The 14,454-nt window shown below is 56.0% G+C and carries 10 protein-coding genes; 4 read left to right on the forward strand and 6 right to left on the reverse strand.

Annotation, left to right across the window (positions count from 1 at the left end):
• Positions 1-268 precede the first annotated feature (268 nt).
• From AC0QHF_RS18850 to wecB, 6 genes are all read right to left on the reverse strand, one after another.
• Entirely contained in the window at positions 269-466 is a 198-nt protein-coding gene (locus AC0QHF_RS18850; RefSeq protein ID WP_324705791.1) for an NblA/ycf18 family protein, read from the reverse strand.
• A gap of 243 nt (positions 467-709) precedes the next feature.
• Positions 710-3,253, reverse strand: coding sequence for a primosomal protein N' (priA, locus tag AC0QHF_RS18855; RefSeq protein WP_324705782.1), 2,544 nt, complete (start codon positions 3,251-3,253; stop codon positions 710-712).
• An 87-nt stretch (positions 3,254-3,340) separates the two neighbouring features.
• Complete coding sequence (locus AC0QHF_RS18860) at positions 3,341-4,498, reverse strand: nucleotidyltransferase family protein (RefSeq protein WP_324705783.1); 1,158 nt, start codon at positions 4,496-4,498, stop codon at positions 3,341-3,343.
• Positions 4,499-4,766: 268 nt separating this feature from the next.
• Complete coding sequence (locus AC0QHF_RS18865; RefSeq protein ID WP_324705784.1) at positions 4,767-5,969, reverse strand: 4-hydroxy-3-methylbut-2-enyl diphosphate reductase; 1,203 nt, start codon at positions 5,967-5,969, stop codon at positions 4,767-4,769.
• A gap of 117 nt (positions 5,970-6,086) precedes the next feature.
• Positions 6,087-6,503: a helix-turn-helix domain-containing protein gene (locus tag AC0QHF_RS18870; protein WP_324705785.1), complete on the reverse strand. Its 417-nt coding sequence runs from the start codon at positions 6,501-6,503 to the stop codon at positions 6,087-6,089.
• A gap of 80 nt (positions 6,504-6,583) precedes the next feature.
• A complete protein-coding gene (wecB, locus tag AC0QHF_RS18875) occupies positions 6,584-7,717 on the reverse strand; it encodes a non-hydrolyzing UDP-N-acetylglucosamine 2-epimerase (RefSeq protein WP_324705786.1) in 1,134 nt (377 codons plus the stop codon).
• Between the two features lie 373 nt (positions 7,718-8,090).
• On the opposite strand from wecB, the gene AC0QHF_RS18880 reads away from it, so the two are divergent.
• From AC0QHF_RS18880 to AC0QHF_RS18895, 4 genes are all read left to right on the forward strand, one after another.
• Positions 8,091-10,925, forward strand: a complete 2,835-nt coding sequence (locus tag AC0QHF_RS18880; protein WP_324705787.1) for a PAS domain S-box protein — start codon at positions 8,091-8,093, stop codon at positions 10,923-10,925.
• A gap of 171 nt (positions 10,926-11,096) precedes the next feature.
• Entirely contained in the window at positions 11,097-11,783 is a 687-nt protein-coding gene (locus tag AC0QHF_RS18885) for a Uma2 family endonuclease (RefSeq protein ID WP_324705788.1), read from the forward strand.
• A gap of 512 nt (positions 11,784-12,295) precedes the next feature.
• Positions 12,296-13,534 carry an NAD-dependent epimerase/dehydratase family protein gene (locus AC0QHF_RS18890; RefSeq protein ID WP_324705789.1) on the forward strand — a complete coding sequence of 413 codons (1,239 nt, stop codon included), beginning with the start codon at positions 12,296-12,298 and terminating at the stop codon, positions 13,532-13,534.
• A 483-nt stretch (positions 13,535-14,017) separates the two neighbouring features.
• Entirely contained in the window at positions 14,018-14,251 is a 234-nt protein-coding gene (locus tag AC0QHF_RS18895) for a UPF0175 family protein (protein ID WP_324705790.1), read from the forward strand.
• Positions 14,252-14,454 lie beyond the last annotated feature (203 nt).

Below are 14,454 nucleotides of genomic sequence, written 5' to 3' on the forward strand. Positions count from 1 at the left end.
GGTTGGGCAACCCGGGACGGTTGGGCAACCCGGGACGGTTGGGCAACCCGGGACGGTTGGGCAACCCGGGACGGTTGCCCCTACAAATTTTACTCCCTACTCCCTACTCCCTATTTCCTACTCCCTACTCCCTCTTTCATTATTAATTATTAATTATTAATTGTTAATTATTTTGTAAAGTGGACGCCCCGCTACCCCCAACTCGCTTCCGGACGGGAAAAAAGTAAGAGACACCAGGTCGCCGACTGGTATCGACAGCAGTGGGAGTTTATTCAGTACCCGGACTGGACTCCAAACCCCACTGGTACTTGAGAAAATGCTGGTACATATTCTCTCGAATCAACATTTGTTCGTAGAGGTTCACCAAAAACTCTTGAGCCTGTTCCCGACTCATCTGGTTCACCTGCATTTTGAACGAAGACAGGTTGAATTGTTGTTCCAAAGATAGGTTGCCGTTTGATTCCATCATGATTTGAACTCCTGAACGATTAGATGTAAGTTCCTAAGCTGGATTTGCCACTCGGGGCAATTGTTACAAATGGTAACAATAATTTGACAAAGTGTCCACTTTGCTATCTTACCCAGATATGCCGATATAAGATATCAGATCCGCCGGGAAAGTTTGTAGCAAACGATACTTCACCGGAGGCTGTAAATCCATCTAGGTCAGCTTTTCGGCGCTTTGAGTCGCACCCTTCGATCCCCATTTTTATCCCAATGTCAGGGGATCGACATCAATCGTCAGGCGGACGGAGCGGGGACGGCCTCTTCCCAAAGAGTCAAAAATGGGGGGGATTTCCGCCTCAGACGGGGGCAACTTCAACAAAACCTGCCAGCGATACCGGTCGGCGACCCGCATCACGGGGGCGGGAGCCGGCCCCAACAGTTCCCCAATCGAATTCCCCATCGCCCCCTGCAACTCCAGCGCCAGATTTTCGGCCGTCCGCTCCACCTCTCCGGCATCGGCGCCGCTCAACCGCAGCAAGATCAGCCGGCCGGAGGGGGGATAATTGAGTTCCGAACGCTGCCGCAGTTCCGCTTCCACAAAAGCTTCGTAGGCGTGGTTCCGCACCGCTTGGATGACCGGATGTTCGGGGGTGTAGGTCTGCAAAATCACCCGGCCGGGATCGTCGCCCCGCCCCGCCCGTCCGGCCACCTGCAACAGCGTCTGAAACGCCCGTTCCCCGGCCCGGTAGTCCGACAGGTGTAGCAGTCCGTCCGCCGACACGATCCCCACCAACCCGACGGAATCCAAATCCAACCCTTTGGTGAGCATCTGGGTCCCCACCAACAAATCCGCCTCCCGGTGGGCGAAGCGAGTCAGCAGCACCCGGTGGGCGTTTTTGGCGCGGGTGGTGTCGCTGTCGAAGCGGATGAAGCGCAATTCCGGGAACGTCCGCTGCAATTCCTGGGCGACGCGCTGGGTGCCGCTGCCGAAATGTCGAAAGTAGGGGGAATCGCATTCGGGACAGCGTTGGGGGTAGTCGCGGGAATAGTTGCAGTAGTGGCACCGCAACCGGGGGACGGCGTCGGCGTGGGTGTGGTGGTAGGAGAGGGAGACATCGCAGTGGGGGCATTCCACGACGTAGCCGCAACTGCGGCAGGAGACGAAGGTGCTGTGTCCCCGGCGGTGGATGAAGAGGATGCCCTGTTGGTTGTTATCGCGCAATTGGCCGATCGCCTCCTGCAAACTGTAGCTAAAAATTGATCGATTTCCCCGCCTCAACTCCCGCCGCATATCCACGACTTCCACGGGGGGTTGGGGGCGGGAGAACACCCGCTCGGGGAGGGAGAGGTAGTGGGTGTGGGGGTCGGAGGTGTGGCGGTGTTCTTGCCAGCTTTCCAGGGAGGGCGTGGCCGACCCCAAAATCAGGGGACAATCTTCCAGTTCGGCCCGCCAAATCGCCACGGTGCGGGCGTGGTAGCAGGGCTGGGGCTGGTCTTGTTTGAAGCTGCCGTCGTGTTCTTCGTCGAGGATAATTAACCCCAAATTGGGCAGGGGGGCGAATATGGCCGATCGCGTCCCGATCGCCACTTGGGGCGTTCCCCGGGTCATGTTGCGCCAGGTGTCGTAGCGTTCGCCCTCGGACAGGGCGCTGTGGTAGACGAAAACGCGGTCGCCGAACCGGGCGCGGAAGCGGTCGGTGAGTTGGGGAGTCAGGCCGATTTCCGGGACGAGGACGAGGGCCGAGAGTCCCCGCTCCAAAATGGGGGCGATCGCTTGCAAATACACCTCCGTTTTACCCGACCCGGTGACGCCGTGGAGGAGCACCCGCTGGAAGCCGGACAGATGATTGACGATCTCCAAAGCGCTTTCTTGGTGGGGGGTGAGGGATTTGGGGCGATCGGGGGCGGTGGGGATGCCGCGATCGCGCCGCAAGACTTCCCGCTCGTCCAGGACGACGCACCCCTTTTCTTGCAGGGTTTTCAGCAAACCCGAACTGGTGTTGCAGGTTTGCAGCAACTCCGTCACCCACATTTCGCCTCCCCGCCGTCGCAGACTTTCCAAAACCTCCCGCTGGCGGGGGGTGAGATCTCGGGGGGGCAAATCCACAACCAGAGTAATCGCCTGTTTCAGTTTCGGGCGGGGGGGGCTCGGCGGTTCCAGGTAACTTTCCACCCACCCCCGTTTGAGGAGATCTTGCAGTCCGCGATAGCCGCCCTTCACCTGCCGCTGGAGATATTGCCAGGTGTAATCCCCCGTACCGGATTGGGTGAGGAGGCGGAGGATGGTCTGGGCGGACGGCTGCAAAAACTGTTCGGCGTGGGGGGGGACGGCTTCCGGAATCAGGCGGATGCGACGCTGACTCCGACGCAGCAACCCCGGCGGCAGGGAGGTGCGGATCGTCCGAATTAAGGGGGTTTGGTAGTAGTTGGAAACCCGTTGGAGGAGTTGCCAGTAGGTGGCGGGGAAGAAGCCGCGGCCGGTGACGTCTTCCACGTCCCGCAGGCGGTTCGGGGCCAAGCCGGGGGGCAGGTCGGACACCAACCGGATCGCGATCGCCCCCACCTGCTGGCTGCCGAAAGGCACGCTGAGAATATCCCCGGGTTCGATGTCGAGGTGGGCCGGAATGCCGTAGGTATAGAGGTTTTCCGTCTCTTCTTCCGCCGTCGTCACCCGCCGAGTCGGCAAGTCCACCAACACTTCCACCAACCGGAGTCCGCCATCGCGATCGCCGGACGGTTGGGTGGGGTAGGATGCACCCGGTTCGGCTAATTTGAATGACGCGCGATCGCAGATCGTTGAAGACATGACAAAGCCAACTCGACAGGGAAGGAGCAAAGAGTGAGAAGTTGGGAGCGAGAATGGTCTCACTTCTCACCCCTCTTGTCTCACTTCTCAGGACGTGCTGAGAATATCCGCGATCGCCCGATGTTCTTCGGGGGGCTCGGCGATCACCTGGCGGGCGTCGGTGATCAGCCAGTCCAGGGCGGCGGCTTGGACATCGATGGCGGCCCCCTCTTTGTCCACGCAGTAGCGGCCGAACACCAACTTGTCCACCAGGCGGACGCCGCGGCCGAGACGGGAATACTCGAAGATCACGCTGTTGCTGACGTAGGCATCGCTACAGATCGAACAACTCGGCCCGATCATCGTCGGACCGACGATCGTGGCGCCATCTTCGATGCGGGTCATCCCGCCGATGTAAACCGGCCCTTCGATGTGAACTTTATCCCAATTGACAGCCACGTTCAACCCGGTGTAAACGCCGGGGGCGACTTCCCGCCCGGGGATGGGGACATTTTTCACCTCGCCCAGCAACACGCTGCGAATCGCCCGCCAGTAGTCGGGCACTTTGCCGATGTCCACCCATTCAAAATCCATCGTGATGCCGTAGAAGGGGGCGCCGATTTCCACCAGATGGGGGAACAGGTCGCCACCGATATCGTACTCGCAGCCGGAGGGAATGTAGTCGAAAATCTCGGGTTCAAAGATATAAATTCCGGTGTTGATGCTGGTGCTGAGGGCTTCCTCGACGGAGGGTTTTTCCTGAAACGCCTTGATCCGATCCTCCTCGTCCGTGACGACGACGCCGTAACTCGACACCTGGTCTTTCGGTACGGATTTCATGACGACGGTGGCGATCGCACCCTTTTCTTTATGCCACCTCACGGCCTCCGTCAGGTCCAAATCGATCAGGGCGTCGCCGCAGAGGACGATAAAGGTATCGTCGAAAAAGGGATTGAAATCCTGGATCTTCTTCATCCCCCCGGCCGATCCCAGGGCTTTCCCGATCAGATTGCCATCTTCGATACTCCCCTCGAAAGAATAGGAAATTTCGACGCCGAAGCGTTGGCCGTCGCGAAAGTAGTTTTCGATTTCATCCGCCAAGTGGCTGACGTTGACCATAATTTGGTCGAAACCGTGTCGCCGCAACAGATCCACCAAAAATTCCATCACCGGTTTCTGGAGGATGGGAATCAGAGGTTTGGGGATGGTGTAGGTAATGGGACGAACGCGAGTACCCTTGCCCGCGGCCAAAATCATGGCTTTCATGGTCACTTCCTCTACCCTAGGCTGGTCTACAAGTTGGTTTTCAACGGATATCAACCGACGGATCAATCCGCATGATTTTTCTGCGCTCCCTGGATTTCGATCTGTGCAATTGGATCGGATCGGTCAGCTATACCGTTCTAGCCTATCAAGATTTATTCGACTTTGCCCGGAAGTTGAGAGGCGGGGGAGGTGGCGGGGCTCCCGGGCAGGAGGGCGGAAATTGATAATTGTCAATTGTCAATTGTCAATTGTCAATTATCAATTGTCCCTACACCCCAATCAGTTTCAGGGCGAAGAGTTTCTCGATCGCCCCTTCTACGGCCCGATCCGGGGTGGAGGCGCCGGAGGTGACGCCCACCACGATTTGACCGTTCGGAAGCCAGTTTTCGGCGATTTCGAGATCCCGGCCCAGGGGTTTGTGTTCGATTTGGTTTCCGCCGAGAATGCGATCGGGACCGTCGATGTGATAGGAGGGAATTCCCCGTTCGATCGCCATCTCTTGCAGGTGGGTGGTATTCGAGGAGTTGAACCCGCCAATCACCAACATCAGATCCAATTTTTCCTCCACCAAATTCAGCATCGCGTCCTGGCGTTCCTGGGTGGCGTCGCAGATGGTATTGAAACTTTGGAAATGTTGGTTCAAATTCTCCGGACCGTACTTTTTCATCAGAATCCGTTCAAACAGTTTTCCGATCTGTTCGGTTTCGCTTTTTAACATGGTGGTTTGGTTGGCGACGCCGATACAGTCGAGGTCGCGATCGGGGTCGAATCCCTCGGAGTGGGCACCGTCGAATTTTGCCAAAAACGCCCCGCGATCGCCGCCGTTGAGGATGTAGTCGGCTACATATTCGGCCTCTTCTAAATTCAACACCACCAAATATTTACCCGCGAAGGAACTGGTGGCGACGGTTTCTTCGTGTTTGTATTTCCCGTGGATGATGGAGGTGTACTGTTTTTTCTTGTGCTTTTCGACGGTATTCCAAACTTTCGACACCCAGGGACAGGTGGTATCGACGATCTTACAACCTTTGTCGTTGAGGATCTGCATTTCTTGGACGCTGGCCCCGAAGGCCGGGAGGATGACGACATTGCCGGCTTCCACCACGGAGAAGTCTTTCTGGCCGTCTTCGACGGGGATGAACTCGACGTTCAGATCCCGCAAATGCTGGTTGACGGAGGGGTTGTGGATGATTTCGTTGGTGATCCAGATGCGATCGCCTGGAAAATGTTGCCGCGTCTCGTAGGCCATCGCCACGGCCCGTTCCACCCCCCAGCAGAATCCGAAGGCCTCCGCCAGCCGGATGGTGACGTCACCCCGTCTCAGAGTATAATTATTGTCTCTGATTTCCTGGATCAGGCCGCTTTTGTAGGCTGTGTCCATGACTCCGGCCACTTCTTCTTTGTGCCCGAAGCCCTTGCGGTTGTAGGAGTCCGAATGCTGGAGCGATCGTCTAAATGCTCTTGTATCCATAGTGTAGATTAAATTTGATCCGGCTTTGCTACAGATTTTAACCCGTCGGCGGTGCGATCCGGAAGATCGCCGGCCGTCAATGCTTCGGGGACGACCGGGTGATGAGATCCTCTGTTTCTATTCCGTGGCATGGGATGTCGAAAAAAAGACGGCCGGGGAAAGGTGGAAAAATTCCGCCAATTTTTGAATGTGTTCCACGGTCAACTGACGCTTTCCGTTCAAAATATCCGACGCGATCGATTCGGTTTTAAAAATGGGAACCAGATCTTTTTGTTTCATCCCCCGGTCGGCAATTAGAACTTTCAACAGTTCCACGCCAAAAATGTCGGGAATCGGTTCTTCGACCCGTTCTTCATAGTCATAAACGAGGGTCCCCAAAACGTCTAGGTAATCCGGTTCATCGGGACTCAATTCCGGTTGGTCGATTAAACCGTCTATAACAGCTTGAACTTTTAGAAATTCATCCCGATTTTTGATAGGACGGGGAGGACAGGCTGAGAGAATTTTCAAATAATTATCATTGGTAGTAAACATCTGATTTTGCTCTTTATAATTTCAAGGATGAGGATGTCCGAAAACTGATCGTTATAACTTAGCAAATTGCGAAGTGACTGTCAACCCACTCCCCGAGCCGGACTATGGAAATAGTTTTCGACCTCGCGGACGATGCGTTCGGCGGCGCGGCCGTCCCCGAAGGGATTAATGGCGGTCGCCATTTTTTGGTAGGCGTCGGGGTCGGCGAGGAGTGAGGAGGCGGCTGCCAAGATGTCCTCGGATTCGGTGCCGACGAGTTGGGCGGTTCCGGCCGCGATCGCTTCCGGGCGTTCCGTAGTTTTTCGCAATACCAAAACGGGTTTTCCCAGGCTGGGGGCTTCCTCCTGGAGTCCCCCCGAGTCGGTGAGGAGGAAATGCGATCGGGCGATCGCTGCGACGAGTTGGGCGTAGTCGAGGGGTTCGGTCAAAATCACCCGGGGATGGTCGCCCAAGGCTTTTTTTAAGGGTTCTCGCACGGTCGGATTTCGGTGCAGGGGGAGAAGTAAAACCGTGTCGGGGAAGCGATCGAGAATTTGCCGAAATCCCCGGGCGATCCCTTCCAAAGGTTCCCCCCAATTTTCCCGGCGGTGGACCGTCGCCAAAATCAGGCGTTTATTCTCACTATCGAGATGGGGAATATCGAGTTTCGGGTGGGTTTTTGCCACCGACAATAACGCATCGATGACGGTATTTCCCGTCTGATAAATTTCCCCGACAACGCCGGAATTTTTGAGGTTTTCGACCGCCTGTCGGGTGGGGGCGAAATGGAGTCGGGCGAGTTGGGAGATGAGGCGGCGGTTGGCCTCTTCGGGGTAGGGGTTGAAGAGGTCGTCGGTCCGCAGTCCAGCCTCGACGTGGCCGACGGGGATTTTCTGATAAAATGCGGCTAAAGCGGCGGCGAAGGCGGTGGTGGTGTCGCCCTGGACGAGAACCATGTGGGGGGCAATTTCTTCAAACAGCTTTCCGAGTCCTTCCAAACTGCGGCAGGTGATGTCCGTCAGGGTTTGTTGGTGCCGCATGATTTGCAGGTCGCGGTCGGCTTTGAGGTCAAAAAGATCCATAACTTGTGCGACCATTTCCCGGTGCTGCCCCGTCAGGATAACGCGGACTTGGCAGTGGGAGGACTGCCGGAATTGCCGGACGACGGGCGCCATCTTGATCGCCTCCGGCCGGGTTCCAAATACGATGCAAATTCGACGTTCTGAATCTGACATTGATGTTTTAACTTGACATTAAAAACTGGAAAAATTATGATATCAATCGGGCGGGAAGCTGTCCGGTCGGGCGGCAGTCGGGGCCGACCGTTCGGAGAAGGGGCAAATTTCCCCATCTGCGAATTCTGCGAAATCTGCGGACAAAAATGGTGCATCCCTCACCCGATCAAAACTCGTTACAATCGCTCCGGTCGGAGTCACCCCGATCGCCGTTCCGACTCGGGCGGGTGGAGGGCAGGGGATTGAAAAAAAAGATGCAAACAATCACGATATGTTAGCACGAATCGGGACGGATTGTGGTCGGGTTCACAACATCTTACCCGGGGGGATGGAAGTATAATTATCCGAATGGCAATCGATATGAAATCGCCCTATGGGAAACACAGAATTGATTGAGTGTAGCCGTTGCCACTACGGAGAAAATTTCGGTTCGGAACAGCTACTCGATTTGGATGTGAACCTGCACCGCTTGGCCCTGGCGATCGAACGGGACAGAAAGCGGTTCGGGGGTTTGGCGGAACCGACACCCGTGATGATGTGGATGTCCGACCCGGAAGGAGCGTGTACATTTTTCAACGACACTTGGTTGGAGTTGACCGGGCGTCCCTTGGAAGCGGAACTGGGGGAAGGCTGGGTGGCGGGGGTGCACCCGGACGATCGCGAAAACTGTTTGAGAGCTTACCGGCAAGCCTTGGGCGATCGCAACCCCTTCCGACAGGAATATCGCCTGCGGCGGTTTGATGGGGAGTACCGGTGGATTTTCGACACGGGGGTTCCCCAATTCGCGCCGGACGGGACGTTTTTGGGCTACGCCGGGTCTGGCATCGACGTCACCGAGCGCCGGCGGGCCGAGGAAGAACTGCTGCACCTGTGTCGCCACCTGCGGGAGGCGGTCGCCCTGCGGACGGCGGAACTGATGCGGGCCGAACGGCAACTGCAGCAAGAAATCCAGGAACGCCTCCGGGCCCGGGAAGCCCTGGACCGATCGCAAAAGATGTTGCAGTTGGTGACGGACAACATCCCGGAGGCGATTTTTTGGAAGGACCGCGACTCGGTGTATTTGGGGTGCAATCGCCGGGGGGCCGAATGTGCCGGTTTGGGGAGTTCCGAGGCGATCGCGGGGTTGAGGGACGAGGATCTCCCCTGGGGGGAACAGGCCGAACGGATGCGGGTCCGCGATCGCCGGGTCATGGAAACCGACGCCCCGGAATACCGCCACATCGAAACTCGGCCCCGCCCCGGGGGTGGGACGGCCGACTGGGAAACCAACCGCATCCCCCTCCACGACAACGGGGGCAACGTGGTGGGGATTTTGGTGACGTGCGAGGACATCACGGACCGCCGGCAAACGGAGGCCCAAATTCTGCAGACGGCCCGCCAGTTGACCTGCGCGATCGAAACCGTGGGAGAGGGCATCACCCTGAGCAATTCCCGGGGGAAGTTTATCGTCTACAATTCCAAAATGCGGGAAATTACCGGCTACAGCCTGCAAGAGGCGGAAAGTTCCCAGGATTTTTTGCGCCGGCTCTACCCCGACCCCCAAGCCCACGCCGCCGCCCTGTCCGGACTCTACGAAATTTTGGAACGGGGGGGCGTCCGGGACGTGGAGACGACGATCCGCACCAAATCCGGCGATCGCAAGACCCTGCTGGTGTCCACCTCGATCCTGGACAATGGGGACGACAAGTTATTTTTGAGTTCCTACCGGGACATCACCGAGCGCAAGCGGGCCCTCGACGCTTTGCAAGTCACCGAACAGGAGTACCGCAGTTTGTTTGAAAATGCGATCGAGGGGATCTTTCAAACCACGCCGGAGGGAAAATACCTCAATGTCAACCCGGCCCTGGCTAAGATTTACGGCTACGCCACCCCCGGGGAACTGATGGCGCAACTGACCGACATCACCCGACAGTTGTACGTCGATCCCGATCGCCGGGACGAGTTCATCCGCCAGTTGCGGGAGTCGGAGGCGATCGTTAATTTCGAGTCCCAGGTGTACCGCGCCGACGGCCGGATCATCTGGATTTCTGAAAAAGCCCGGGCCGTTAAGGACTGGCAAGGACGGACCCTCTACTATGAGGGGATGGTGGAGGATATCACCGATCGCAAGCGGGCCGAACAGAATTTGCGGCAGCAGGCGGAACGGGAACGGCTGATGTTTTCGATCACCCAACGCATCCGGCGATCGCTGAAGTTAAATGATATTTTACAAACTACTGTGGCGGAGGTGCGGGAGTACCTGCACACGGACCGGGTGGTGATCTACCAATTCCGGGAGGACGGGAACGGCACGATGGTGGTGGAATCCGTGGCCCCCGGCTGGCAGTCCGTGGTGGGGACGGCGGTGACGGAGGATTGCTGGACTCCCCAATATCTGGAACGCTACCGGCAGGGAAAAGTCCAGGCGCTCACCGACATTTCGACTGCGGACCCGGGCCGGTGCGATATCAATTTGTTGTCCCAGTTGCAGGTTAAGGCGAATTTGGTCATTCCGATTTTGAATGGGGTACTCGCCGAGGTGTCGGGAGAGTCGGGGTCGGGTCCCCACCATCGCCTTTGGGGGCTGCTGATGGTGCAGCACTGTTCCGAACCCCGCCAGTGGGAGACGGCGGCGATCGACTTCCTGCAACAACTGGCCCTGCAGTTGGGCATCGCCATCCAACAGGCGGAACTGTACCAGCAGTTGGAGCGTCTGGCGACGTTGGACGGGTTGACCCAGGTGCCCAACCGGCGACAGTTCGACAGCTATTTGGACGCGGAGTGGCGGCGGGCGATCCGGGAGGGGACGCCGATTTCGCTGATTTTGTGCGATGTCGATTTTTTTAAGCGCTACAACGATACCTATGGGCATCAGGAGGGCGATCGCTGTCTGCAGGAGGTCGCCCGCGCCCTGAGTCGCGCCGTGCGACGTCCGGGGGATTTGGTGGCCCGCTACGGGGGGGAGGAGTTCGCCGTGATTCTGCCCAACACGGACGGCGAGGGAACCGGCTACGTCGCGGAGGCGATCCGGGCGGAAATTCGGGGGCTGCGGCGGCTCCACAAAATGTCTCCCATCGGCGAATATGTGAGCCTCAGTCTGGGGGGGGCGAGTGTTTACCCCCATTTTGACCTGAGCCTCGACCAACTCGTTGCCGGGGCGGATATCGCCCTCTACGAAGCTAAGGCACAAGGGCGCGATCGCTTCGTGATGCGGCTGTTGGGGGAGTGATGGCGACCGGGGGCGACCGGGGGCGATTCCCAAGCAGTCCAGATGTTCCACTCGCTCCCTATTCCCTATTCCCTATTCCCTATTCCCTATTCCCTATTCCCTATTCCCCACTCCCCGCCATAGGCCCAATCTTCTGATAAACTGAATCACAGATATTGGGGAAGGTTTGTCATGAGTTCGACTCAATCAGCATCTCAGGAACTTCTGCCGATTTTGGAAAATGGCGATCGCCTGTCCCAGCCGGAATTCGAGCGCCGCTACCGGTGGTCGCCGGATGTCAAAAAGGCAGAATTGATTGAAGGAGTCGTTTACGTGCCATCACCGGTCAGAGCCAGACAACATGGAAGACCCCACAGCCTGGTAATGGGCTGGTTGATGGTCTATGAAGCCAATACTCCAAATATTATGGTGTGTGACAATACGACCATGCGCCTGGATTTGGACAGCGAACCCCAACCGGATGCCTTGCTGCGTCTGGAGGAGGAGGCGGGGGGGCGATCGCGAATCAGCGAGGACGATTATATCGAAGGGGCGCCGGAATTGGTCGTGGAAATCGCCGCGAGTACCGCATCCTACGACCTCCACGACAAGTTGCGGGTTTACCGCCGCAATGGGGTGCGGGAATATCTGGTTTGGGTGGTGGGGGAACGAGAATTTCGCTGGTACGTGCTCGAAGATGGGGAGTATCGCCGGCAGGAGGCGGACGAGTCCGGGTGTCTGAAGAGTCCGTTTTTTCCGGGGTTGTGGCTGGATGTGGAACCGCTGTTGGCGGGGCAGATGGCGCCGGTTTTGGCGAAGTTGCAGGAGGGGTTGGCGTCTGCCGAACACCGGGCATTTGTGGAGGATTTGAACGGGTGAGGGCGATCGCGATCGGCGGATTTTAAGCGTTGCGGGAGGTGCGGCGATGACCGTTCAAAATCCGGAAATAAAAGATATTAAAAAGACCGGCAAATATTTGAGATTATCTGATATAAATTGAGCTCCCCTCTCCCAGAATTGGGAGAGGGGTTGGGGGTGAGGGCGAGAAGTGCCGGAAGCCCCCCTAACCCCCCAATTTTGGGGGGAACTCTTGCTCCCCTCTCCCAGAATTGGGAGAGGGGTTGGGGGTGAGGGCGAGAGATGGGATAGCGATGGCAAATTGAGCTCCCCTCTCCCAGAATTGGGAGAGGGGTTGGGGGTGAGGGCGAGAAAATTTTTTCGGTTCGGGAGCTTTTCAGGTGTACCGTTCTGGATTACAATCTCAATGATATAGCTGTAATATACATAGATATGACTCAAATTTGTAGAGCGAATTATTAATACGCTGGGAAAGTGTATAATAATTTGTTGGATTGACAGAGAACAACTTAGTAAATGCTTGGGAGCAGTTTATGAAAATCATGGTATTGGGCGGAGACGGTTTTTGCGGCTGGCCGACGGTTCTCCACTTGTCCGCCCTCGGACACGAGGTCGTTATCGTTGATAATCTGTCGCGCCGGAATATCGATAATGAATTGGAAATCCAAAGCCTGACGCCCATTCAGCCCCTCGGAATTCGCCTGAAAGCGTGGCAGGAAATTAGCGGCAAACAGATCCAATTTTTCAATCTGAATGTCGCCGACAATTACGCCCGCCTGCTGGATTTGATCGTGGAGTTCAAACCCGATGCCGTTATCCATTTTGCCGAGCAGCGGGCCGCTCCGTACTCGATGAAAAGTTCCTGGCACAAACGCTACACGGTCAATAATAATCTGAATGCGACCAACAATTTATTGGCGGCGATCGTCGAATCCAATTTGGACGTTCACGTGGTGCACCTGGGCACGATGGGGGTTTACGGTTACGGCACGGCTGGGATGAAGATACCGGAAGGATATCTGAAAATTCAAGTCCAAACCGACACAGGCGAATTGATTCAAAATGAGATTTTGTATCCCGCCAATCCCGGCAGCGTCTATCACATGACAAAAACCCAGGATCAGTTGTTCTTCGCCTACTATAACAAGAATGATGCCATCCGGGTCACGGATCTTCACCAGGGGATTGTCTGGGGGACGCAGACAGAAGAAACCAAACAGGACGAGCGGTTAATTAATCGGTTTGATTACGATGGCGACTATGGGACGGTGTTGAATCGTTTTCTCATGCAGGCCGCTGTCGGCTATCCGCTGACGGTACACGGTACGGGAGGACAAACCCGCGCCTTCATCCACATTCAAGATACCGTCCGCTGCATTCAGTTGGCACTGGATAATCCACCGGCGAAGGGGGATATCGTGCAAATTTACAACCAGATGACCGAAACCCACCGCGTCCGAGATCTGGCGAAGATGGTATCCGAGATAACGGGTGCGGAAATTGACTATGTTCCCAATCCCCGGATGGAAGCGGATGAAAACGATCTGTATGTGACGAACGACAAGTTTTTGGGGCACGGGTTGCAACCCATCACATTGGAGGCGGGTTTGCTCGAAGAAGTCACCGACATCGCCAAAAAATATGCCGATCGCTGTTACTTGGAGAAAATTCCCTGTATCTCTTACTGGAATCATCAACGTCGGGAAAAAGCGAAGGAGACTCACCAGATCGATCCCCATCAGTCGGCGTCGGCGAGAAAAATTTCCTCTTGATGGATGAGTAAGAAGAAGAAACCGGGTTTCTAAGAGCATTTTTGTTGGTGATGGAGATGTGGGTAGAAACCCGGTTTCTAAAGGGCTCGGTGGGGGGAAGAAACCGGGTTTCTAGAAGCATTTTTGTTGGTGATGGAGATGTGGGTAGAAACCCGGTTTCTAAAGGGCTCGGTGGGGGGAAGAAACCGGGTTGCTAGAAGCATTTTTGTTGGTGATGGAGATGTGGGTAGAAACCCGGTTTCTAGAGTGATCTCGTGGGATAAGAAACCGGGTTTCTAGAAGCATTTTTGTTTTTGATGGAGATGTGGGTAGAAACCCGGTTTCTAGAGTGATCTCGTGAGGATGGCGATCGCAGAGGCTTGCCCCTACTGATGGGGTGAGGATGGCGATCGCAGAGGCTTGCCCCTACTGATGGGGTGAGGATGGCAAGCACAGAGGCTTGCCCCTACGATATCTAAAATTATCAGGGAGAAATATCTAAACATGAAGGTGCGAACTTTACAATTAAATTTTCCCGACACTCTCGAACACAGTGACGAAGAGTTGCGGTTGTTGATCGCTGCCAAGTTATATGAAAACGGGACGTTAACTTCGGGACAGGCTGCGGAGTTGGCGGGTTTGACGAAAAAAGAATTTATTGGGGCGATCGCGGATTACAATGTTTCGGTGTTTAGCCCTTCCGTCGAAGATTTAGAGTCGGATCTTGAAAATGCCTGATGTTGTCATTGCCGATGCCAGTTGTTTGATTATCTTGAGTCGCATCGGAGAGCTGGAACTACATTTCCCCGCAGGTTGTGAATGCTTTATTGAGGCGATATGGGGAAGGATAAATGGTGGCAAGCACAGAGGCTTGCCCCCACTGATTGGGTGAGAAGGGCGATCGCAAATTGTATCAGATCCGGTTTTCCCCTCCCAAACCT

This window comes from Lyngbya sp. CCY1209 (assembly GCF_055795065.1).

Bases quoted from the DNA above. Each gene is read 5' to 3' on its own strand.
- AC0QHF_RS18850 (WP_324705791.1), bottom strand. From the start codon at position 466: ATGGAATCAAACGGCAACCTATCTTTGGAACAACAATTCAACCTGTCT.
- priA (WP_324705782.1), bottom strand. From the start codon at position 3,253: ATGTCTTCAACGATCTGCGATCGCGCGTCATTCAAATTAGCCGAACCG.
- AC0QHF_RS18860 (WP_324705783.1), bottom strand. From the start codon at position 4,498: ATGAAAGCCATGATTTTGGCCGCGGGCAAGGGTACTCGCGTTCGTCCC.
- AC0QHF_RS18865 (WP_324705784.1), bottom strand. From the start codon at position 5,969: ATGGATACAAGAGCATTTAGACGATCGCTCCAGCATTCGGACTCCTAC.
- AC0QHF_RS18870 (WP_324705785.1), bottom strand. From the start codon at position 6,503: ATGTTTACTACCAATGATAATTATTTGAAAATTCTCTCAGCCTGTCCT.
- wecB (WP_324705786.1), bottom strand. From the start codon at position 7,717: ATGTCAGATTCAGAACGTCGAATTTGCATCGTATTTGGAACCCGGCCG.
- AC0QHF_RS18880 (WP_324705787.1), top strand. From the start codon at position 8,091: ATGGGAAACACAGAATTGATTGAGTGTAGCCGTTGCCACTACGGAGAA.
- AC0QHF_RS18885 (WP_324705788.1), top strand. From the start codon at position 11,097: ATGAGTTCGACTCAATCAGCATCTCAGGAACTTCTGCCGATTTTGGAA.
- AC0QHF_RS18890 (WP_324705789.1), top strand. From the start codon at position 12,296: ATGAAAATCATGGTATTGGGCGGAGACGGTTTTTGCGGCTGGCCGACG.
- AC0QHF_RS18895 (WP_324705790.1), top strand. From the start codon at position 14,018: ATGAAGGTGCGAACTTTACAATTAAATTTTCCCGACACTCTCGAACAC.